The organism is Mycobacterium marinum (genome assembly GCF_003391395.1).
GTDB classification, from domain to species: Bacteria; Actinomycetota; Actinomycetes; order Mycobacteriales; family Mycobacteriaceae; genus Mycobacterium; species Mycobacterium marinum.
In genome coordinates, this window is the sequence record NZ_CP024190.1 from 4975501 (window position 1) to 4997378 (window position 21878).

Consider the following 21878-nt stretch of genomic DNA (forward strand, 5'->3'; position numbering starts at 1 on the left):
CTCAGGGCGACGAGTGCCCGGACCCGGCGGCGTCGTCCTGGTCGGGGGCCGGCAAGAAGTCGGCGACCGGACGAAATCGGCGCCTGCCATCGACCCGGGCGCCATTGTGTTCGATCGGGGCAGCGTGACCGTCGGCGGCATCGTCGCGCCACTTTTCGAACCTGGCCGAGTGTGGTTGTTGCCCGCGGCCGGCCACCGCTGGCCCATTCCCGCTCACCCCGCTGAGGGGACGTCGGATTTCGGTGTGCCGGTGTGTCCCGACGGCAGGCTCCGGCCGCAGGACGAACTCGACATAGTCGTCATAGTCGTCTTGCTCGCCAAAGTCGTCTTGCTCGCCAAAGTCGCCATAGTCGCCATAGCCGTAGTCGCCGCGGTCGACATGGTCGTCATCGACGTGGCTGGCCCGATCGTGCGCGCGCACCAGCGCCGTGCGCGAGCGGACCAGGAACAGGGCGGCAATGATGCCGAACACGGCGATGAATGCGGGCAGCAGCATCGATTGCGACATCGCCGCCGAGAACGGCGTGCGCACCACCTCAGGCAGTTGCAGCCCACCGTCGCCGCCGCTGAATCCGCGGTCTGCGTCGAACCCCGGCGGCATCTCGGCGGTGATCCGCCACGTCATGAACGCAGCCATGCTGGCGCTGCCCAGTACCGCCCCGAGCTGGCGGGTGGCGTTGTAGACACCCGAGCCCGCACCGGCCAGATGCGCCGGCAGATTGCGAGTCGCGGTGGCGGCCAACGGAGACCAGACGAACGCCATCCCGGCACCCATCGCGGCAAACGGCAGCACCAGCCGCCAGACTGGCGTTTCGGGCGCCATTTCGATCGAAAGCCAGGTCATCGAGATCGCCAGCGCGGAGAAACCGAATCCCAGCACGGGCAGCGGATGCGACCGATCCACCAGCATTCCGACCACCGGTGCGAGCACACCGCTGGCGAGCGCCACCGGAGCTATCAGCACCGCCGCCCGAGCCGGCGACAGCCCACACACCGACTGCGCATAAAACGTCAGCGGCAACATCGGCGCCGTCGTCGCGAATGCGGTGATCCCTACCCCGATGTTGCACAGGCTGAACTCCCAGTCCCGAAAGATCGCCAGCGAGATCAACGGCGCCCGATGGTTGAGCGCCTGCCAGTAGACGAACATCGCCATGAACCCCACACCGGCGACCAGCACCGCCCAGATCCACGGCGCCCAGTCCGCGGCCTGACCTTCCTGAAGCCCGAAAACCAGCAAGAACATGCCCGCCCCGGACAACCCGACTCCGATCAGATCGAAGCGCTGCGCGTGCACGGGCAGATCCGGGACCAGCAAATAGGCCACCACCAGGCCGGCCAGGCCGATGGGGATGTTGACGAAGAAAATCCACTCCCAGCCCAGACCGCTGACCAGGACCCCACCAATCAGCGGTCCGACCAGGCTGGCGACGCCGGCCGCGGCTCCCCACAGGCTCAGGGCGGCGCCGCGGCGGGTTGCCGGGAAGATGCGGGTGATGGTCGACAAGGTCTGCGGCGTCAGCAGCCCGGCACCGATGCCTTGCACCGTCCGAGCGGCGATCAGCATGGCGGCGGTGCCGGCCAGGCCACACCACATCGATGCGGCGGTGAACACCGACAAGCCGATCAGGTAGAGGTTCTTGGGACCGAACCGGTCGCCGAGCCGGCCCGCCACCAGCAACACCACCGCATAACCCAGCAGGTAGGAGCTGGTCACCCAGACGACGTCGGCATAGCCGATATGCAGCTCAGCCATGATGGTCGGGTTGGCGATCGAGACGATGGTCGAGTCCAACATGATCATGAAGAAGCCGATCATCATCGCCGACAGCGCGTTCCACGGGTTCCCCGAGTAGCCGTTGTCGAGCACTCGACTGGTCACCGCGGTCATGTACGCACCTCGTTTCGGCTCCTGACGGTTGGTCTGAGGTCGCCCAGGAGTCCAGCGTGCATTATTCCGGGTGCGCCAAGGGGCCGTTCGGTCACCCAGGGGCCGCCGAATCATTGCCGCGGGCGACTCTTGCCCGGTCCGTTACTTCAGTCGGTCTGCAATTCGCGCGCCGGGCGCTAGCCTGAAGGGAAGTCGTTCTCTAGAGAGGCAACATGAGCGCCCGACGAACAAGACAGTCCGAGCCGGCCGCGCAGCCGACCGGGATCATGGGCCGGCCCAAAGCGTCAACGCGGGCATTGGCGCAGGTCATCGAGCGGAGTTCGCACATACAGAGCCCGGCGGCGGAGGCATATGTGGCCCGACTGCGTCGCGCCCATCCGGCGGCCAGCCCGGCCGAGATTGTCAGCAAGATCGAGAAGCGGTTCCTGGCTGTGGTCACCGCCAGTGGAGCCGCCGTGGGCGCGGCAGCGACGTTGCCCGGGATCGGGACCCTGGCCGCGTTGTCTGCGGCCGCCGGAGAGACGGCGGTATTCCTCGAGGCCACCGCGCTGTTGGTACTCGCGCTGGCGTCGGTCTACGACATTCCGCTCGATCACCGGGAACGGCGGCGCGCGCTGGTCTTGGCGGTGCTGGTCGGCGACAACAGCAAGAATGCGGTGGCCGAGGTGATCGGGTCCGGCCGCACGAGCGGGGTCTGGGTATCGGAATCGATGGCCTCGCTGCCGCTGCCGGCCATATCGAAGTTGAACACGCGAATGTTCAAGTACTTCGTCAAGCGTTTCGCGCTCAAGCGTGGCGTGCTGTTGTTCGGCAAACTGCTGCCCGCCGGCATCGGGGCGATCATCGGCGCGATCGGCAATCGCTTGGTCGGCAGGAAGCTGGTCCGCAATGCCCGCTCGGCGTTCGGCGCCCCGCCGGCACGCTGGCCGGTGACCCTGCATGTACTGCCCAACGTTCGTGATGCCAGCTAGCGCTGCTTGACTGGTCTCTCTGGCGAATCGTCAGCAAAGCGTTAGCCTTTATGGGGCGAGACGTTCCGAACCGCCGGGGATGTGAAGCGCCCCGCCAATCCGGGGCTGGAAGAAGTCGCAGGCGTCGCGCGTTGGCGCTTGCAGGACGTTTAGAACAAGGAATTGAGGCGAACAGCGGCCGTGGCCAACATAAGTTCACCATTCGGACAAAACGAATGGCTGGTCGAGGAGATGTACCGCAAGTTCCGCGACGACCCTTCGTCGGTCGATCCAAGCTGGCACGAGTTCCTGGTTGACTACAACCCCGAGTCGACTCAGGAAGCGACGGAACCCACCGTGGAAAAGCCCGCCGTAGCCCCGGCGAAGCCCGCCGCCGCTCCGGCGAAGCCCGCGCCCGCACCGGCGCCCGCCAAACCCGCCGCCGGCCCGCCCGCGGCGGGTAACGGCTCGCCCGCCGCGGCACCCAGCGCCAAGCCAGCCGCGGCTCCAGCAAAGGCTCCCGCGCCGCCACCCGCCGAGGGCGACGAGATGCAGGTGCTGCGCGGCGCCGCCGCGGCGGTGGTGAAGAACATGTCCGCATCGCTGGACGTGCCGACCGCAACCAGCGTCCGCGCGGTGCCGGCCAAACTGTTGATTGACAACCGGATCGTCATCAACAACCAGCTCAAGCGCAATCGCGGCGGCAAGATCTCGTTCACGCACCTGCTGGGCTACGCCCTGGTGCAGGCGGTCAAAAAGTTCCCCAACATGAACCGGCATTACCTCGATGTCGACGGCAAGCCAAACGCGGTCACGCCGGCGCACACCAATCTGGGCCTGGCTATCGACCTGCAGGGCAAAGACGGCAAACGCGCGTTGGTGGTGGCCGGGATCAAGCGGTGCGAGACCATGCGGTTCGCGCAGTTCGTCACCGCCTACGAGGACATCGTGCGCCGGGCCCGCGACGGCAAACTGACCGCCGAAGACTTTTCCGGCGTGACGATTTCGCTGACCAACCCCGGAACCATCGGCACCGTGCATTCGGTGCCGCGGCTGATGGCCGGTCAGGGCGCCATCATCGGTGTCGGCGCCATGGAATACCCGGCCGAGTTCCAAGGGGCCAGCGAGGAGCGCATCGCCGAACTCGGTATCGGCAAGCTGATCACTTTGACCTCGACGTATGACCACCGCATCATCCAGGGTGCGGAATCCGGCGACTTCTTGCGCACCATCCACCAGATGCTGCTCGCCGACGAGTTCTGGGACGAGATCTTCCGCGAGTTGAGCATTCCCTACTTGCCGGTGCGCTGGCGCCCCGACAACCCGGACTCGATCGTCGACAAGAACGCCCGGATCATCGAGCTGATTGCCGCCTACCGCAACCGCGGTCACCTGATGGCCGACATCGATCCGCTTCGCCTGGACAAGACTCGCTTCCGCAGTCACCCCGACCTGGACGTGTGCACCCACGGGCTGACGCTGTGGGATCTGGACCGATCGTTCAAGGTCGGCGGCTGCTTTGCCGGACCGCAGAACATGAAGCTGCGCGACGTGTTGTCGATCCTGCGCGACGCCTACTGCCGTCATGTCGGCGTCGAGTACACACACATCCTCGAACCCGAACAGCAGCAGTGGCTGCAGCAGCGCGTCGAGGCCAAGCATGTCAAACCGACTGTGGCCCAACAGAAATACGTGCTGAGCAAGCTGAACGCCGCCGAGGCTTTCGAAACGTTCCTGCAGACCAAGTACGTGGGCCAGAAGCGTTTCTCACTCGAGGGCGCCGAGAGTGTCATCCCGATGATGGACGCCGCGATCGACCAGTGCGCCGAGTACGGCCTGGACGAAGTGGTCATCGGCATGCCGCACCGCGGCCGGCTCAACGTGCTGGCCAACATCGTCGGCAAGCCGTACTCGCAGATTTTCAGCGAGTTCGAGGGCAATCTGAACCCGTCGCAGGCGCACGGCTCCGGCGATGTGAAGTATCACCTCGGTGCCACTGGCGTCTATCTACAGATGTTCGGAGACAACGACATTCAGGTGTCGTTGACCGCCAACCCGTCACACCTGGAAGCCGTGGACCCGGTGCTCGAGGGTCTGGTCCGGGCCAAGCAGGACCTGCTCGAACATGGCGAGACCGACACCGAGAATCAACGCGCTTTCTCGGTGGTGCCGATGATGCTGCACGGCGACGCCGCCTTCGCCGGACAGGGAGTGGTCGCCGAGACACTGAACCTGGCGAATCTGCCTGGTTACCGTGTTGGCGGCACCATCCACATCATCGTCAACAACCAGATCGGCTTCACCACCGCGCCCGAGTACTCGCGGTCCACCGAATATTGCACCGACGTCGCCAAGACAATCGGGGCACCGATCTTCCACGTCAACGGCGATGACCCCGAGGCATGCGTGTGGGTGGCCCGGCTGGCGGTGGACTTCCGGCAGCGGTTCAACAAAGACGTCATCATCGACATGCTGTGCTACCGCCGGCGCGGACACAACGAGGGCGATGACCCGTCGATGACCAACCCGCGGATGTACGACGTCGTCGACACCAAACGCGGGGTCCGCAAGAGCTACACCGAAGCCCTGATCGGCCGTGGCGACATCTCGATCAAGGAAGCCGAGGACGCCCTGCGCGACTACCAGGGCCAGCTGGAGCAGGTGTTCAACGAGGTCCGCGAGCTCGAGAAGCACGGTGCCCAACCCAGCGAATCCGTCGAATCCGACCAGATGATTCCGGCGGGGCTGGCGACCGCGGTGGACAAATCGCTACTGGCCCGCATCGGCGACGCGTTCCTGGCCGTGCCGGACGGGTTCACTACCCATCCACGGGTCCAGCCGGTGCTGGAAAAGCGCCGGGAGATGGCCTACGAAGGCAAGATCGACTGGGCCTTCGCCGAATTGCTGGCGCTTGGTTCGCTGGTTGCCGAAGGCAAGCTGGTGCGGTTCTCCGGGCAGGACACCCGGCGCGGCACCTTCTCGCAGCGTCATTCGGTGATCATCGACCGCCACACCCGCGAGGAATTCACCCCCCTGCAGCTGCTGACCACGAACAAGGACGGCAGCCCGACCGGCGGCAAGTTCCTGGTCTATGACTCACCGCTGTCGGAGTACGCGGCGGTGGGCTTCGAGTACGGCTACACGGTGGGCAACCCCGACGCCGTCGTGCTGTGGGAAGCGCAGTTCGGCGACTTCGTCAACGGCGCGCAATCGATCATCGACGAGTTCATCAGCTCCGGCGAGGCCAAGTGGGGCCAGCTGTCCAACGTGGTGCTGCTGCTACCGCACGGGCACGAGGGGCAAGGCCCCGACCACACCTCCGGGCGCATCGAACGCTTCCTGCAGTTGTGGGCGGAGGGCTCGATGACCATCGCGATGCCGTCGACTCCGTCGAACTACTTCCACCTGCTGCGCAGGCATGCTCTCGACGGGATTCAGCGCCCGCTGATCGTCTTCACGCCCAAGTCGATGCTGCGCAACAAGGCCGCGGTCAGTGACATCAAGGACTTCACCGAGATCAAGTTCCGCTCGGTGCTCGAGGAACCCACCTACGAGGACGGCGTCGGCGACCGCAACTTGGTGAACCGGATCCTGCTGACCAGCGGCAAGATCTACTACGAGATGGTGGCCCGCAAGGCCAAGGACAAGCGTGAGGACGTGGCGATCGTGCGGGTCGAGCAACTCGCTCCACTGCCCAGGCGCCGGCTGCGCGAAACGCTGGACCGCTACCCCAACGCCAAGGAGTTCTTCTGGGTGCAGGAGGAGCCGGCCAACCAGGGGGCGTGGCCACGGTTCGGCCTGGAGCTGCCCGAGCTGCTGCCCGAAAAGCTGAGCGGCGTCAAGCGCATTTCCCGCCGGGCCATGTCGGCACCGTCATCAGGTTCGTCGAAGGTGCACGCCGTCGAACAGCAGGAGATCCTGGACACCGCGTTCGGCTGAGGACATGCCGCCCGCGACCTGCCCACCATGGGCTGGACGTGCTCCCGGCGTCAGGAGTCCGGCTAAGGGCCGGCTCCTGTTCTCACCCCTACTAACGAGGACCGCCGGTACCGGTTAACCTCGATCACAAGTGGGCTGACGCGAGGAAGGGTGTTCATGGAGGGCTTCGCCGGGAAAGTCGCCGTCGTTACCGGGGCGGGATCGGGTATCGGGCGGGCGCTCGCGATCGAGTTGGCCCGGTCCGGTGCCAAGCTAGCGATCAGCGACGTCGACACCGAAGGATTGGCGCAGACCGAGAAGCTGGTGACGGCGCTCGGCGCTGAGGTCAAGACCGATCGACTCGACGTGACCGAGCGTGAGGCATTCTTGGCCTACGCGGACGCGGTCAACGAGCACTTCGGCAAGGTCAACCAGATCTACAACAACGCCGGCATCGGCCACACCGGCGATGTCGAGGTCTGCGCGTTCAAGGACATCGATCGGGTGATGGACGTCGACTTCGGCGGCGTGCTCAACGGCACCAAGGCGTTCCTGCCCTATCTGATCGCCTCAGGAGACGGCCACGTCATCAACGTTTCGAGCGTGTTCGGGTTGTTCTCAGTTTCTGGACAGGCCGCCTACAACGCGGCCAAGTTCGCGGTGCGCGGCTTCACCGAGGCACTGCGCCAGGAGATGATCCTGGCCGGCCATCCGGTCGGGGTCACCACCGTGCACCCGGGCGGCATCAAGACAGCGATCGCCCGCAACGCCACCGCCGCCGAGGGACTGGATTCCGACGAACTGGCCAAGATGTTCGACAAGCGGGTGGCCCGCACCAGTCCGGAACGAGCCGCCAAGATAATCCTGGGGGCGGTCCGCAAGAACAAGGCCCGCGTGCTGGTCGGCCCGGACGCCAAAGCCCTGGACATCGTGGTGCGTCTGACCGGTTCTGGATATCAGCGGCTGTTCATGCCGGTGCTGGGCCGGCTGGTGCCGGCCTCGCACCGCTGAGGTCTGCGGGCCCCGCACTTAGGACGGCGAAACCGCTCAACGCCCCAGCGGATGCTCGCCCAGCCAACCGTCGGCCACCGCCTGCGGGTCCGCACCCCCGGCAACCTGGCGGCGCATGTCCACCAGCGCCGCGGTGTCCAGCACACCGCCCACCTCGTTGACCGCCAGCAGCTGACGTTCGTTGAGCGCGTTGCGCCGATACAGCGGCACCACGTTCTCGGCCCGGATCAGCGCGGGCTTGCCGTCGGCCAGCATGACCAGGCCGGCGGGAACAGCGGGGTTGGCGGTGCTGGTCCATGCGGCGGTCAGCCGTCCGTCGCGCAGCCGGGCGAACATCGCGGCACCGTCGGGAAATTCACCCGCCGCGGGCAGCCGGCACGGGCCCACCATCGCCGGGGTGGCGCCGCCGCCGACCTTCCCGACCACCAGCCCGTCGCAGTGGCGCGCCAGCACGGACAGTTCGCTGCCCCCCCACCTGTCGGCGGTGGCTTGGGTGATCATCAGTGCGGGTTTGTCTTCGGCGGCGGTGGCGTAGTCACCAGCGGTAATGCCTTCCGGCAGCGCCGAGACCATGGCCCGGTAGACCTCTTTGTCAGAAAGCGCCGTGGCGCTTGGCTGTAGCGCCCGCAAGACCTCACCGGTGAAGGCGGGGACCACGGTAAAGTCACCGGAGTCCAATTTCGCCATCGGGTCGGCGGCGGTTGCGGCCCGCGCCGGGAATCCGTATGACCGCAGGGCCGCGACGTAGATGTCGGCCAGCAGCGTCGACTCGGAGTCGGCCGTGGCTCCGACCACCAGCTCCGCAGCGCCGCGACGGTCGCCACCCCCACAACCGGCGACCACAAGCGCCGCCGTCAGCAGCAGCGCGGCCAGCCTGCCGATTTTCACACCCGGGCGCCTCAGACGTCGGAAGCGATCGCCACTGCGGCGGCGACGGCTTCCCCGACCCGGGGATCCAGCGGACTCGGAACGATCTTGTCGAGCGCGAGATCGTCACTGACAACCGAGAAGATCGCCTCGGCGGCGGCAACCATCATCCGTTGGGTGATCCGGCGCGCACCGGCATCGAGCGCGCCACGAAACACCCCGGGGAACGCCAGGACGTTGTTGATCTGGTTGGGGTAGTCGCTGCGGCCGGTAGCCACCACCGCCGCATACTTGGCGGCAATATCGGGATGTATCTCCGGGTCCGGGTTAGACAGCGCGAACACGATGCCGCCGGGAGCCATCGTGGCAATCAGTTCTTCGGGAATCAGGCCCCCCGACACCCCGAGGAACACATCGGCCCCGTCGAGCGCTTCGGCCATACCGCCGCTGAGGCCACGGGGGTTGCTGCGCCGGGCCAGGTCGAGTTTCACGCTGTTCATGTCGCCGCGCGAGGTGTGCAGAATGCCGCGCGAGTCGAGCACGGTGATGTCGAAAACCCCCATGGCAAGCAGCAGGTTGGTACACGCGACGCCGGCGGCTCCGGCGCCGGAAACCACCGCCCGCAGCGAGGTCATGTCGCGGCCAAGCAGCTTGCTGGCACCCATCAGCGCGGCCAGCACGACGATCGCAGTGCCGTGCTGGTCATCGTGCATGACGGGGCAATCCAGCGCCTCGATGACCCGGCGTTCGATCTCGAAGCAGCGCGGTGCGGAGATGTCCTCGAGGTTGACCGCGCCGAAAGTGGGCCGCAACCGCACCAGGGTTTCAACGATCTCGTCGGGATCCTTGGTGTCCAGCACGATCGGGATCGCGTTCAAGCCACCGTAGGCCTGGAACAGCGCGGCCTTACCTTCCATTACCGGCAGCGCTGCGGCCGGCCCGATGTCGCCGAGACCCAGGACCGCGCTGCCGTCGCTCACGACGGCAATCAGCCGGTTGGCCCAGGTGTAGCGGGCGGCCAGAGCCGGATCGGCGGCGATCGCCCGACTGACCTGCGCCACCCCCGGGGTGTAGGCGATCGACAATGCGCGCTGGGTGTCCAGCGGCGCCTTGAGCGCTACCGAAAGCTTGCCGTCTACGTGGGCCCGGAAGATCTCGTCGTTGTCGATGACAACCTGCGGGCTCAGTGAGGTTGGGCTACTCAGGGCTTTCGCTGGTTTCAGCGCTGAAGTCGCGGTATCTGGCACCGCCCTAGGGTACTGGCCGCATAGGCGAAACTATCCACTGGCCACGTTATGCCTGATCAGAGATCGATAGTCGGGAGAGCCGGCGCGCGGGGCCGAAACGGCAACACCGGCCACGTCGGGTGATGCCTACCCCGTCATGGCCGGTGCTGCGCGTTGAACTAGATCAGGCCGAGCTCGGTGACCGCCTTGCGCTCGTCGGCCAGTTCAGCGGTCGTCTTGTCGATGCGGCCGCGGGAGAATTCGTCGATCTCCAGGCCCTTGACGATGCTCCAGTTGCCGTCCTTGGTGGTGACCGGGAACGAGGAGATCAGGCCCTCGGGCACACCGTAGGAACCGTCGGAGAGGACAGCCATCGAGACCCAGTCGTCGGCGGGGGTGCCGAGCAACCAGGAACGGGCTGCGTCGACGGTCGCCGACGCGGCCGAAGCGGCCGAGGACGCGCCGCGCGCGTCGATGATCGCCGCACCACGCTTGGCGACGGTCGGGATGAAGTACTCCTCGATCCACGCCTGGTCATTGACCACCTCGGCCGCGTTCTTGCCCTTGACTTCGGCGTGGAAAAGGTCGGGGTACTGGGTGGCCGAGTGGTTGCCCCAGATGGTCATCTTCTTGATGTCGGTGACCGCGACACCGGTCTTGGCAGCCAGCTGCGAGATCGCGCGGTTGTGGTCCAGGCGGGTCAGCGCCGAGAACCGCTCCCGGGGGATGTCGGGGGCGTTGGTCATCGCGATCAGGGCGTTGGTGTTGGCCGGGTTACCGGTCACTCCCACGCGGATGTCGTCCGCGGCGACCTCATTGAGCGCCTTACCCTGAGCGGTGAAGATCGCGCCGTTGGCCTCGAGCAGGTCGCTGCGCTCCATGCCCGGACCGCGCGGACGCGCACCGACGAGCAGGGCCAGATTCGCACCGTCGAAAATCTTGTTCGCGTCCGAGCCGATCTCCACGCCGGACAGCAGCGGGAACGCACAGTCGTCAAGCTCCATCACGACGCCCTCGAGCGCCTTGAGCGCCGGCTCGATCTCGAGCAGGCGGAGCTCGATCGGACGATCCGGGCCCAGCAGCGAGCCGCTGGCCAGGCGGAACAACAGGCTGTAGCCGATCTGGCCGGCGGCACCGGTGACGGCAACCTTGAGGGGACTTGCGCTCACGTCGGGGTACTCCTTATGGAGAAGTCTGCATATTGGGGTTTGGGTTTCGGGTCGAAACTAGCGCACCCGCACCGACCCGAAGTATCCAGACCCATGCCGATACCTCCGGTCCCACGTTGACGTGCCGAAACGGCGTAGCATGGAGCACCGCCCGGTCAAACCTGCACTGCGATCGGAGGTGACATGTTCCAGGGATTTGACGCGCTGCCCGAATCGCTTAGGACCGTCGCACGACCTCGACCACAACAGACTGATGCCGAGCCCGCGCCGCGGGCCCAGACATTGGTCGACTGTGGCGTCTACGTCGAAGGTCGGCGAATACCCGGCAAGTATGAGTACGCCGATGCCTTGAACGAGGTGCGCGAGATCGAACTGGCGGGCCAGGACGCATTCGTCTGGATTGGGCTGCACGAGCCCGACGAGAAACAGATGCAAGACGTGGCCGATGTTTTCGGTTTGCACCCGCTGGCGGTCGAGGACGCCGTGCACGCCCACCAGCGGCCCAAGCTGGAACGCTATGACGAGACGCTGTTCCTGGTCTTGAAGACCGTGAACTACGTTCCGCACGAATCGGTGGTGCTGGCCCGCGAGATCGTCGAGACCGGCGAAATCATGATCTTCGTCGGGAAGGATTTTGTGATCACCGTGCGCCACGGTGAACACGGCGGCCTGTCGGAAGTGCGCAAACGAATGGACGCTGACCCAGAACATCTGAAGCTGGGGCCTTTCGTGGTGATGCACGCCATCGCCGACTACGTCGTCGACCACTACTTGTCGGTCACGTCTTTGATGGAAACCGACATCGACAGCATCGAGGTAGTGGCCTTCCAGCCGGGCCGCAAACTCGACGTAGAACCGATCTACCTACTAAAACGCGAAGTGGTGGAACTGCGCCGGTGCGTGCACCCGCTGTCGGTCGCCTTCGGGCGCATGCAGACCGACAACAAAGATCTGATCTCCAAAGAGGTCCGGCGGTATCTGCGCGACGTCGCCGACCACCAGACCGAGGCCGCCGAGCAAGTTTCCAGCTACGACGAGATGCTCAACTCGCTGGTGCAGGCCGCACTGGCGCGGGTCGGCATGCAGCAGAACATGGACATGCGCAAGATCTCGGCCTACGCGGGCATTATCGCGGTACCCACCATGATCGCCGGCATCTACGGGATGAACTTCCATTTCATGCCCGAGCTGGATGCATGGTGGGGCTACCCCGCGGTGATCGGCACCATGGCCATCATCTGTCTGATCCTCTACCGCAGCTTCCGGCACCGAAACTGGCTGTGAACGCTCAGTTGACCGACGAGTGAGCCACCGGCAGCTCAGCCGAATGCGGCGATGACCCGTGCGGCCGATGCCATAGTCGTTTGCGTTCGAGGATCGGCAGCACGCCCTCACCGAACCAGTAGGCCTCTTCCAGATGCGGATATCCGGACAAGATGAAGTGGCTGATTCCGAGCCGGGCGTACTCGATGATGCGTTCGGCGACCTCTTGGTGCGAGCCGACCAGGGCCGTCCCGGCTCCCCCACGCACCAATCCCACACCGGCCCACAGGTTGGGCGCGATCTCGAGTTGATCGAGGACGCCCCCATGTAGCTCGGCCATCCGTCGCTGTCCCTCGGACTCACTGCGCGCCAGATTGGCCTGCATCCGTTCGATGTCGGCGGGATCGATTCCGGCCAGCAGCCGGTCTGCCACTCGCCACGCCTCTTCGGCGGTATCTCGGGTGATCACATGGATGCGCAGTCCGTACGACAGCGCCCGACCATGGTCGGCGGCCAGACCCCGGATCCAATCGATCTTCTTGCCTACCGCGATGAGGGGCTCACCCCAGGTGAGATAGGTGTCGGCGTAGCGGGCCGCCACTGCCCCGGCGCTTTCCGACGAGCCGCCGAAGAACACGGGCGGCGGCGGGTCGGGCAGGCGTCCCAACTCAGCCTGGTGCACGTGGATGTGCTCGCCTTCGAAGGTAACCGGTTGACCGGAAGCCCAGAGTTGGCGAACCACGTGCAGGAACTCCCCGGTGCGGCGGTAGCGCTGTTGCTTGTCCAGGAAGTCGCCGTAAGCGCGCTGCTCGTGTGCCTCCCCGCCGGTGACGACATTGAGCAGCAGCCGTCCCCCCGACTGTTGCTGAAAGGTCGTGGCCATCTGCGCGGCCAAGGTCGGGCTGACCAGTCCGGGCCGCAGTGCTACCAGGAATTTCAACGTTTCGGTGGTCCCAACCAGCATCGCCGTGGTCAACCAGGCGTCCTCGCACCACAATCTGGCCGGCGTCAGGACCGCCTCGAAACCGTTGCTCTCCGCCGCGGCCGCAATCTGATTCAAATACCGCAGGGTCGCAGGCCGATTGCCCGACATCGGCAGACCGTGCCCGCCGGCGACCAGCCCGCGTGAATCGCCGTAGGTGGGCAGGAACCAATGAAATGACAGTGCCATGTACCTAGTTCTCCTAACTTCGATCGACCCATGCTGGCTTAGCCAGCCGGCGTCGTCACGATTTCAAATCTGTACGGATGCAATCCGAATGGGCGTCAGCGATGCCGCCGGCACGGGATATTCGGCACGGTTTGGCCGACCCGGCGCATCGGGTTGTCTGAGATGCCAAGCCCTGCGGCCGGTAACGCCGGCGCCGCGCCCGCGCCGACATCAGGGTGGATCACTTCGTCTGGCACGCCGGTTACCCGCATCTTTGCGCACAGGCAGGCATCGGCACGCCCGGTTGGAACGCCCGCGCCGCGACGGTCGCGTTCCTGGCGACCGCAACCCGGCGCCGGCGACGGACCTCGTAGGTGGCCAGAATGAGCACCAGGGTTACCCCGCTCATCAGGAACTGTGACCGGGTGGCCGACAGCGCCGCCATCGCCAGGATCACGCTGGCCATCAGGGCGATGGTGGCGTAACTCAACCACGGGAAAAGCCACATCTTCAGCCGCAACCCACCGGGGTCTTCACGTTCGGCGCGGCGGCGCAGGATCACCTGCGAGATCGCGATGATCAGGTAGACGAAAAGCGCTACCGCACCGTAGGAGTTGACCAAGAACTCGAATACCACATCGCCCCAGACGTAGGTCGCAACGACCGACGCATAGCCGACGGTGGTACCCAAGATGATCGCTCGCCGCGGCACGCCGCTGCGGGAAAGCTTGGTGAAAAACCGTGGTCCGTCACCGTGGATGGTCAGGGCGAACGCCATCCGCGAAGTGGTGTACAACGCCGAATTCAGGCAGGACAGGACCGCAGTCAGAACGATCGCGTTCATGACCGTGGTAACCCCGGGAATGCCGATGACCGCGAGCGCGGACGCATACGGGCTCACCCCAACGCTTTTGGTGTTCCACGGCACCACGGCGACTACGACCAATATGGACCCGACATAGAAGGCGATGATGCGCGCGACGATCGATTTCATCGCCCGCGAAACCGCGCGCTCCGGCTCGGCGGACTCCGCGGCGGCCACCGTGACGATCTCGGCACCGGTATAAAACGCGACGCACGGCACCACGGCGGCCAGCACCGCGCCCCAACCCAGTGGCGCGAAACCACCGAAGTCGACCAGCTTGCCCAATCCCGGTGTGGCAGAGGGCCATAATCCCATGGTCCATAACGAACCCAGACCCAGAAAGACAACTACCGCGATCACCTTGATGGACGAGAACCAATATTCGAATTCGCCAAAAGACCTGGCCGACACCAGATTCGTTGCGGTCAACGCCAACAGCAAGCCAAGGCTGAGCACCCATAGCGGAATCTGCGGCACCCACAGTTGCAGGATGCGCCCACCCGCGACGGTTTCCACCGCGACCACCACAACGAAGAAGTACCAATACATCCAGCCGGTCACGAAGCCCCCGCGCGGGCCTAACGCCTGGCGCGCATAGACGTAGAAGGACCCGACCACAGGCTGAGACGCCGCCATCTCGGCCAGCATCCGCATGATCAACATCGTGATCAGACCGGCGATGAGGAAGGAGATGACCGCCGCGGGTCCGGTGCCGGCAATCACCACCCCGCTTCCGACGAACAAGCCCGCTCCGATGACCCCACCCAGTGCTATCAAGCTCAGATGACGCTGGCGCAGGCCCTTGCCCAACGCGATCTCGTGCTCGGTATCCGCACCTGCCATGTTGCCTCCATCGGATCCCCTGCGCACGGAACGAATCCGCGCGGCCAGGTTTTGAGGAAAGCTGTCAAGATTGGCCGGGCTAGACAACCCATCGGCTCAGGTCGCGCGAAACTCCGCCACCGCCGGACCTGCCGGCCAGGCGCCCGGGTGCCGGCGTTTTGGCAGTTCAGCGCGGGTCAGGGCCCGTTGACCCGCGTCGGGCATCGCCCACCCCGCGGCAGCGTCCTGTGGCGGATCTAACTGCTGATCAGCGCCGAATTCCGGGTCCGCGCCCGGCAGGGTCAGCCAGGTTGGACGGCCTTGCGGTGCGGGTCCAGCACATCCACCCCATCGTTGCGCCACGCCTGGCGCATGGCCTCAGCGCCCTTGAGCCGCACCCAGGCCGCCTCGGTCGCGGTGATGGGCGTCGCGCAGAGAAACTGCACCGGGTCGCGCGGTTGCTGCTGCGGCAGATCCGGGATGTCGCTGCGGCCCAGCAAGACCGCGGTGAAAGCGACCCGCTCCGATGCGCGTGCCCACAACGGGGTGCCGAGATCGATCAACGCGTCCGCGACCAGCACCACGCCGTCGACCGCGGGGGTCGCAGCCAGTATCGCGATGCTGCGTGCCAGACCGCTGGCCGGCTCCGGATTGCGCAGGCTCAGCACAACTTCGGCGCGTGGTCCACGGTGAGGATCGGCGACCAGCTGGGTCGGATCGTTCATCGGGTGACGCGAACACCCTAGCGACACATAGTGGACCAATCCGCTCGCCGCGGAGCGGAACCGAAGTACCTCGACCGGATCAGCGCCCAGAAACGTCACACTCGCCGTGTCGGGCTCGGACTCGAAGTAGCCGTGCAGGTGAGTGCGCACCTGGTCCAGAATCTGGGTCACTGGACCGCCGCGATCGGGTTGGTCAGGTTGGCACCCGTGTCGGCATCGAAAACGGTGAGCCTGGTGGTGTCGAATGCCAACTCGATCGGCCTCCCCAAGGTCGCCCTGGACTCGGCAGAAACCCGTGCCACGAAACGATTTTCGATCACTTCCGACCCCCCCTCCAGGCCTGCCAGCTCGTCGAGCTGAGCCGAGTGCACATCACAACCCGCGGTCGAAAAGTACACGTACTTGTCCGAGCCCAGTGACTCCACCAAGTCCGTGCTGACCTCGAAAGTCAGCGCCCGAATACGTTGGTAGGCATCGATCAATGCGGCGTCTTGGATCTGCTCGGGCCGGATCCCGACGATGATGTTCGCGGGTCGAGGATGCTGGGCAATCACTTGCTGGACTTGCGGATCCAACGTCACCTCGCCAAATGGCAGGGTCAGCCCCGTCGGCGTCAGAACCGCTGGGAAGAAATTCATGGCCGGTGAGCCGATGAACCCGGCTACGAACAGATTGGCCGGCCGTTCGTACAGCTCTTGGGGAGTGCCGATCTGTTGTGCCGCGCCGGCGTGCATGACCACAACCCGATCGCCCAATGTCATGGCCTCGGTCTGATCATGGGTGACATAGACCGTGGTGGTGCCCAGCCGCTTCTGCAGCCGGGCGATCTCCCCACGCATCTGGACCCGCAACTTAGCATCCAGGTTCGACAGCGGTTCGTCCATCAGGAACGCCTTGGGATGGCGCACGATTGCCCTGCCCATGGCGACGCGCTGGCGCTGGCCGCCGGACAGCTGCGACGGTTTGCGATCGAGAAAGCTGGTCAGATCGAGGATCTTGGCCGTCTCTTCCACCTTCTGCGCAATCGCCGCCTTCTTCATCTTGGCCAGCGTGAGGGGAAAGGCGATGTTTTGTCGCACCGTCATATGCGGATACAGCGCATAAGACTGAAAAACCATGGCGATGTCGCGGTCCTTGGGCGCCTTCTCGTTGACCCGCTCGCCGCCGATCCGCAGTTCCCCCGAAGAGATATCCTCAAGGCCGGCAATCATGTTCAGCGTCGTGGTCTTACCGCAGCCGGAAGGTCCCACCAGGATCAGGAATTCTCCATCGGAGATGGTGATGTTGAGGTCTCTTACCGCCGTGTGGCCGTCGGGGTAGCTCTTGTTGACGTGCTCGAGCACTATCTCGGCCATTGCGCTACCCCTTCACAGCGCCAGAGGTCAACCCGGCGACAATCCGTCGTTGGAAGATCAGTACGAAGACGATAATCGGCACCGTGATCACCATCGCGCCCGCCGCGATCGATCCGGTCGGTTCCTCGAATTGAGAGCTACCGGCGAAATTGGCGATCGCAACCGGTGCGGTGATCGATGCTTTGGTCGCGGTCAGCGACAGCGCCAGCAGCAGATCGTTCCAGGCGAAGATGAACACCAGAATCGCGGCCGTCACCAGCCCGGGCGCGGCCAGCGGCACAATCACCTTACGAAACGCCTGATACGGTGTCGCCCCGTCCATTTGCGCCGCCTTCTCCAGGTCCCATGGAATCTCCCGGAAGAACGCCGACAGCGTGTAGATGGCCAGCGGCAGTGCGAAAGTGATGTAGGGCAGGATCAGTCCGGGCCAGGTGTCAAACAGCCCGATCCGGCGTTCGATGTTGAACAACGGGGTCACCAGCGAGATCGCCGGAAACATGGTGATCAGCAGTGTGACCCCGACGAGCAGTCGTTTGCCCGGAAAATCGAGCCGCGCGACGGCATAGGCCGCCATGGCACCGAGCAGCACCGCTATCACGGTGGTGGTCAATCCGATCCCGATCGAGTTGATCAGCGCCGAGCTGAACAGGTCTCCGCCGAAGACGCCGCGATAGTTGTCGAGGGTGACCGACGACGGAATCAGTCTGCCGTCCTTGACCGTTGATGTCGGCTTGAGCGACAGGCTCAAGATCCACAGCACCGGGAGCAGGGCGTAGACCACGACCATGGTGTCGATGACCACCCAGAACGTTCGCCGCCCGCTACCCGTCGTCACGGTCGCAGTCTCAGCGCGCATCGGTGACACCACCTGGCGCAGAATGGAATTGATGGGCGCCGAACAGCGTGATGAAGACAACCGCAATGAGAGTGACACAACCGAAGATCAACACGCTGATCGCCGAGCCGAGGCCCACATTGAATCCCTTGAACAGGTTGTCGTAGCCTAGAATCGATACCGACGCGGTGTCGTTGTCGCCCCCGGTCAGCACGTAGATGTTGTCGAAAATCCGGAAAGCGTCCAGGGTGCGGAACAACAGCGCCACCAGCACAGCCGGTTTGATGAGCGGCAGAATGATCTTGGTCAGTCGTCGCCAGGCGCCCGCACCGTCGACCTGCGCCGCCTGCAAAAGGTCTTCGGGAACCATGGCCAACCCGGCCAGAAGCAGCAGCGACATGAACGGCGTGGTCTTCCATACCTCGGCGATCACGACGATGCCCAGCGACGGAATCTGCTGGGTCAGTGGCGCACTCCCCTGCGGCAGCAAGTTCGCCAGATAGCCGGTGCCCGGCGTCCACGCGTAGTACCAGCTGTATGACGCGACCACCGTGACGATTCCGTAGGGAACCAGCACCGCCGTACGCACCAATCCTTTGGCCACCAGGCTGCGGTGCATCACCAGCGCCAGAGCCAGGCCCAGCACGAATTCGCACGCCACCGAGACCACCGTGATGGCGGCGGTCACCGCAAGAGCCGTCCACCAATAGCGGTCGACCAAGATGGTCTGGTAATTGCCCAAGCCGATGAACCGGGTTTCGTTCGGGGTGGCCAAGTTGTTGCGCTGCAGACTCAGCCACATCGCGTAGCCGATGGGATAGCCGATCACCAGCAGCATCAATATCGTCGCGGGCGCCACCAGGGCGAACGCCAGGCGCCGTTCCGCACGGCGTCCCCCGGAGCGCATCAAGGCGGTCACGGAAGCAGGCCCTTGCCGTCAATCGCCTGCTGGACCTGCGCGGCGAGCTTGTCGGCCGTCCGTTCCGGGTCGATCTCGGTGACCGGACTCAGTTCCGCCGACAACCGCAGCGACACGGCCTGATAGACCGGCGTCGCGGGCCGCACTGCGGCCTCGGTGAGCTGCTGACGAATGATCCGGTACATCGGATACTTCGCCTGAAACTGTGGATCGGCGTACAAAGACGTCCGCACCGCCGGCAGACCGCCTTCGATGGCGAGACGTTTCTGGCTCTGCGGGTCACGCAAGCACCTGACGGCCTCGAACGCCTCCGCTTTGTGGCGACTCGTGCTGGCCACCGCCAGGTTCAGCCCGCCGATGGTCACCCTGGCCGGCCGTCCCGGTAATACCGCGGGATAGGGCGCAAAGCCAAACACCTTCTGGCTGGCCAGATATGCGATGCGGAACTGCTCGTCGGTAGGCACAAACGTCCCGACGTCGTTGATGCTGCCGGCCAGTTCGGGAAGCCGGTCAAGCGGCAGGAATGGCACGCCCCCCTTCACCGCGTTCTCGAGCATCGAGGCGAACACATAGGGCCAGTTGAGCTCCAGGGCCGCCTTACCCTGTTCGAAAGCCAACCGGGCCGTTCCCGCCTCGGCGCGCGTGATGGACGGGTCGGCTCCGGGCGCCGTCGCCACCGATTTGAGGACCCGCAGGGCCGCAACGGTCGCGGCGCGATGCGCGGGGGTATCGGTCAGGGTGACCCGGGTGCCGTCGTCGGAAAGCACTTGGCCACCAACGCTGCTCAGCACGGTGTTGAACCAGACCATCAAACCCTCGCCCTGGTTGGCCTGCACCGCGATCCAGGTTGGCTGACCGGCCGCACGCAGCCGACCCGCTTCCGCCACCACCGCGTTCCAGGTCTCCGGCGGTTGAGCAACCAAATCTGCTCTATACCAAAGTAATTGGGTGTTGGTGGTGACCGGAGCCGCGTATAGCCGATGCTTCCAGGTGGCGGTCTTCAATGGCCCCGGCAAGGTATCGATCGTCGCGTCCGTCTCGGCGAGTCCCGCCGGGTCCTCCGACAGCGGCAGCGCCCACCCCGCTTCGGCGAACTCGGCGGTCCACATCACGTCCAAGCCCATCACGTCGAGGGTGCGGTCGTTTCCGGCCAGCCGCCGAGCGAGTTGCAGCCGCTGCTCATCGGGAGACCTGGGCAAGCCGACGTACGCGATGGTGTACCTGCCGGCGGCTCGTTCGCTACAGCGCTGCGCGACCGCGGCGAACGTGGTCGCATCGGCGGACGGCGTGTAGAAGCCGATCACCAGGCCACTGTTGCCGGACCGGCAGGCAGGCAGCGCCAACAGCGCCGATGCGATGGTCAGCGCCGCCAACACGGCCGTGCCCGGCGGCCACACCCGCCCGCGATGGCTGCGAGGTTGACCTGCGCGCATCCGGCGGGTGTCAGATTGCCAGGCGCGCCAGCAGATCTCGCGCCTTCTCAGCATTCTGCGGATCGCAGAGCACGTCATAGCGGCCGGCCACCAATTGCATGGTGGAGCTGAAGTCTCTGGTCCCGCGCGCCATTGCGTACGGAACCGCTGAGGTAATCAGGCCGAAGAACACCCCGGCAACCAAGCCGGTGACCAGAGCACCCCATGGGTTGGGACTGAAGAAACCGAGTACCAGGCCGATGAACAGACCCAGCCACGCTCCGCTGAGCACCCCACCGCCGAGCACCTTGGGCCAAGTCAGCCGACCGGTGACCCGCTCCACCTGCATGAGATCGACGCCGACGATCGTCACTTGGTGGACCGGGAAGTCCTGTTCAGACAGATAGTCGACCGCGCGTTGCGCCTCGGCATAGGTGGGATAGGACCCCACCGGCCAGCCCTTTGGCGGGGTGGGCAATCCAGGCACACCGCGCCGGCCCGCAGCGCCGGCGGGCGACGTTGAGCCGGGAACCTGTCCGGGCTGGAAGGGGCTAGTCATCGGTCCTCATTGGTCCTCATTGGTTCTTGTCGGTCCTTATCGGTCCGTATTAGTCCTCATTTTTGTATGCCTTGGCCATCGTTTCATCTTCGGGATGTCCGTGCACGCATCGCATGACCCCGAGCAACCGGTAAACCGCCTGGACCTGGCCCATCATGCCTGGATAGGGCCCCGGGCCGGCGGCGCGGGAGGTCGCTTGACGGACACAACCCACGGCGTACAGATAGGTTAGGTTGTCACCATGACAGCACCCGGCGGCTCCTTCGACGAGGGTGCCCACGACGGCGCTGCCTCACCCCCACCCGGTGAGCAGCCTTCCGAACAACCCTTTTCCCCACCGCCCGACGCCCCCTGGGCTGCCCCGGAAGCGGCATCACCAGCCGACGACTACCCAGCGCCGTCCTATCCGCCGCCCGCCTACCCGCCGGAGCCGGTCGGACCGGGCGGATATCCACCCGACTACGCGACCGGGTACCCACCCCCGCCCGGCTACCCACCGCCCGGGTACCCGCCCTACGGCGCGGCCGCGGGCGAGTACGGGGGCACGCCGTACCCTCCGCCCCCGCCGCCCCCCGCGCCCATGGCGGCACCTTACGGCGCGCCGCCACCTAACTACCCGCCGCCGTCCTACCCCGGCGGGTACTACCCGCCACCGGATCCGATGGCGGGTTATGGACCGGCGCTGCCCGGCATGAACACCATGGCGATCGTCGCGCTGGTGTCGTCGTTGGTCGGTGTGTTCTGCTGCATCGGCTCGGTCGTGGCGATCGTGGTCGGCACCATCGCAATCAACCAGATCAAGCAAACCCGCGAAGATGGCTACGGCCTGGCGGTGGCCGGCATCGTGATCGCGGTCGCGACGCTGTTGATCTACCTGGTAGTCGGAATCTTCAGCATTCCCTCTCACTAGCGGTTCATCGGCGCGATAGCGGTCAACTAGC

The 21878-nt window shown here is 65.3% G+C and carries 17 protein-coding genes; 5 read left to right on the forward strand and 12 right to left on the reverse strand.

From position 1 onward, the window contains the following. Nucleotide 1: 1 nt before the first annotated feature. The gene (locus tag CCUG20998_RS20820; protein ID WP_020729957.1) at nucleotides 2-1891 is read right to left on the reverse strand and encodes an MFS transporter; all 1890 of its coding nucleotides are present in this window, start codon (nucleotides 1889-1891) and stop codon (nucleotides 2-4) included. A gap of 212 nt (nucleotides 1892-2103) precedes the next feature. Here CCUG20998_RS20820 and CCUG20998_RS20825 point away from each other — a divergent pair, with 212 nt between their 5' ends. From CCUG20998_RS20825 to CCUG20998_RS20835, 3 genes are all read left to right on the forward strand, one after another. Further along, entirely contained in the window at nucleotides 2104-2862 is a 759-nt protein-coding gene (locus tag CCUG20998_RS20825; protein ID WP_012395766.1) for a hypothetical protein, read from the forward strand. 180 nt (nucleotides 2863-3042) lie between these two features. Next, the gene (locus tag CCUG20998_RS20830) at nucleotides 3043-6780 is read left to right on the forward strand and encodes a multifunctional oxoglutarate decarboxylase/oxoglutarate dehydrogenase thiamine pyrophosphate-binding subunit/dihydrolipoyllysine-residue succinyltransferase subunit (RefSeq protein WP_020729956.1); all 3738 of its coding nucleotides are present in this window, start codon (nucleotides 3043-3045) and stop codon (nucleotides 6778-6780) included. Nucleotides 6781-6936: 156 nt separating this feature from the next. Continuing rightward, nucleotides 6937-7770: an SDR family NAD(P)-dependent oxidoreductase gene (locus CCUG20998_RS20835; RefSeq protein ID WP_012395768.1), complete on the forward strand. Its 834-nt coding sequence runs from the start codon at nucleotides 6937-6939 to the stop codon at nucleotides 7768-7770. A 36-nt stretch (nucleotides 7771-7806) separates the two neighbouring features. Here the strand turns inward: CCUG20998_RS20835 and CCUG20998_RS20840 are convergent, their stop codons facing one another. The 3 genes from CCUG20998_RS20840 to CCUG20998_RS20850 all read right to left on the reverse strand — a co-directional run bounded on the left by CCUG20998_RS20840 (nucleotide 7807) and on the right by CCUG20998_RS20850 (nucleotide 11032). Further along, the gene (locus CCUG20998_RS20840; protein WP_020729954.1) at nucleotides 7807-8658 is read right to left on the reverse strand and encodes a glycine betaine ABC transporter substrate-binding protein; all 852 of its coding nucleotides are present in this window, start codon (nucleotides 8656-8658) and stop codon (nucleotides 7807-7809) included. Nucleotides 8659-8669: 11 nt separating this feature from the next. Next, nucleotides 8670-9842 (reverse strand): NAD(P)-dependent malic enzyme, encoded by a 1173-nt coding sequence (locus CCUG20998_RS20845; RefSeq protein ID WP_099052722.1) that lies wholly within the window; start codon nucleotides 9840-9842, stop codon nucleotides 8670-8672. 200 nt (nucleotides 9843-10042) lie between these two features. After that, complete coding sequence (locus CCUG20998_RS20850) at nucleotides 10043-11032, reverse strand: malate dehydrogenase (RefSeq protein ID WP_012395771.1); 990 nt, start codon at nucleotides 11030-11032, stop codon at nucleotides 10043-10045. A 183-nt stretch (nucleotides 11033-11215) separates the two neighbouring features. Between CCUG20998_RS20850 and corA the strand changes: the two genes are divergently transcribed. Beyond that, nucleotides 11216-12316, forward strand: coding sequence for a magnesium/cobalt transporter CorA (corA, locus tag CCUG20998_RS20855; protein WP_020729952.1), 1101 nt, complete (start codon nucleotides 11216-11218; stop codon nucleotides 12314-12316). Nucleotides 12317-12320: 4 nt separating this feature from the next. Here corA and CCUG20998_RS20860 read toward each other — a convergent pair whose 3' ends face one another. The 8 genes from CCUG20998_RS20860 to CCUG20998_RS20895 all read right to left on the reverse strand — a co-directional run bounded on the left by CCUG20998_RS20860 (nucleotide 12321) and on the right by CCUG20998_RS20895 (nucleotide 20937). Next, the gene (locus CCUG20998_RS20860) at nucleotides 12321-13466 is read right to left on the reverse strand and encodes an LLM class flavin-dependent oxidoreductase (RefSeq protein WP_116269139.1); all 1146 of its coding nucleotides are present in this window, start codon (nucleotides 13464-13466) and stop codon (nucleotides 12321-12323) included. A 241-nt stretch (nucleotides 13467-13707) separates the two neighbouring features. Beyond that, nucleotides 13708-15153: an amino acid permease gene (locus tag CCUG20998_RS20865; protein WP_020729949.1), complete on the reverse strand. Its 1446-nt coding sequence runs from the start codon at nucleotides 15151-15153 to the stop codon at nucleotides 13708-13710. 281 nt (nucleotides 15154-15434) lie between these two features. Beyond that, nucleotides 15435-16028: a suppressor of fused domain protein gene (locus CCUG20998_RS20870; protein WP_020729948.1), complete on the reverse strand. Its 594-nt coding sequence runs from the start codon at nucleotides 16026-16028 to the stop codon at nucleotides 15435-15437. Further along, entirely contained in the window at nucleotides 16025-17212 is a 1188-nt protein-coding gene (locus CCUG20998_RS20875; RefSeq protein ID WP_038580434.1) for an ABC transporter ATP-binding protein, read from the reverse strand. The genes CCUG20998_RS20870 and CCUG20998_RS20875 overlap by 4 nt, the downstream gene beginning before the upstream one ends. 4 nt (nucleotides 17213-17216) lie before the next feature. Beyond that, nucleotides 17217-18068, reverse strand: a complete 852-nt coding sequence (locus tag CCUG20998_RS20880) for a carbohydrate ABC transporter permease (protein ID WP_020729945.1) — start codon at nucleotides 18066-18068, stop codon at nucleotides 17217-17219. Then, on the reverse strand, nucleotides 18058-18954 hold the full coding sequence (locus CCUG20998_RS20885; RefSeq protein ID WP_050674698.1) for a carbohydrate ABC transporter permease: 897 nt from the start codon (nucleotides 18952-18954) through the stop codon (nucleotides 18058-18060). Before CCUG20998_RS20885 ends, CCUG20998_RS20880 begins: the two co-directional genes overlap by 11 nt. Nucleotides 18955-18962: 8 nt before the next feature. Continuing rightward, nucleotides 18963-20399, reverse strand: coding sequence for an extracellular solute-binding protein (locus CCUG20998_RS20890; RefSeq protein ID WP_020729943.1), 1437 nt, complete (start codon nucleotides 20397-20399; stop codon nucleotides 18963-18965). A gap of 10 nt (nucleotides 20400-20409) precedes the next feature. Beyond that, on the reverse strand, nucleotides 20410-20937 hold the full coding sequence (locus CCUG20998_RS20895) for a YflT domain-containing protein (protein ID WP_012395780.1): 528 nt from the start codon (nucleotides 20935-20937) through the stop codon (nucleotides 20410-20412). A gap of 241 nt (nucleotides 20938-21178) precedes the next feature. On the opposite strand from CCUG20998_RS20895, the gene CCUG20998_RS20905 reads away from it, so the two are divergent. Continuing rightward, entirely contained in the window at nucleotides 21179-21847 is a 669-nt protein-coding gene (locus CCUG20998_RS20905; protein ID WP_012395781.1) for a DUF4190 domain-containing protein, read from the forward strand. Nucleotides 21848-21878 lie beyond the last annotated feature (31 nt).

Excerpts from the sequence above, each read along its gene's own strand:
- CCUG20998_RS20885 (WP_050674698.1), bottom strand. The coding sequence starts at position 18,954 with ATGCGCTCCGGGGGACGCCGTGCGGAACGGCGCCTGGCGTTCGCCCTG.
- CCUG20998_RS20875 (WP_038580434.1), bottom strand. The coding sequence starts at position 17,212 with ATGGCCGAGATAGTGCTCGAGCACGTCAACAAGAGCTACCCCGACGGC.
- CCUG20998_RS20820 (WP_020729957.1), bottom strand. The coding sequence starts at position 1,891 with ATGACCGCGGTGACCAGTCGAGTGCTCGACAACGGCTACTCGGGGAAC.
- CCUG20998_RS20890 (WP_020729943.1), bottom strand. The coding sequence starts at position 20,399 with ATGCGCGCAGGTCAACCTCGCAGCCATCGCGGGCGGGTGTGGCCGCCG.
- CCUG20998_RS20905 (WP_012395781.1), top strand. The coding sequence starts at position 21,179 with ATGACAGCACCCGGCGGCTCCTTCGACGAGGGTGCCCACGACGGCGCT.
- CCUG20998_RS20865 (WP_020729949.1), bottom strand. The coding sequence starts at position 15,153 with ATGGCAGGTGCGGATACCGAGCACGAGATCGCGTTGGGCAAGGGCCTG.
- CCUG20998_RS20860 (WP_116269139.1), bottom strand. The coding sequence starts at position 13,466 with ATGGCACTGTCATTTCATTGGTTCCTGCCCACCTACGGCGATTCACGC.
- CCUG20998_RS20895 (WP_012395780.1), bottom strand. The coding sequence starts at position 20,937 with ATGACTAGCCCCTTCCAGCCCGGACAGGTTCCCGGCTCAACGTCGCCC.
- CCUG20998_RS20825 (WP_012395766.1), top strand. The coding sequence starts at position 2,104 with ATGAGCGCCCGACGAACAAGACAGTCCGAGCCGGCCGCGCAGCCGACC.
- CCUG20998_RS20880 (WP_020729945.1), bottom strand. The coding sequence starts at position 18,068 with ATGCGCGCTGAGACTGCGACCGTGACGACGGGTAGCGGGCGGCGAACG.
- CCUG20998_RS20835 (WP_012395768.1), top strand. The coding sequence starts at position 6,937 with ATGGAGGGCTTCGCCGGGAAAGTCGCCGTCGTTACCGGGGCGGGATCG.
- corA (WP_020729952.1), top strand. The coding sequence starts at position 11,216 with ATGTTCCAGGGATTTGACGCGCTGCCCGAATCGCTTAGGACCGTCGCA.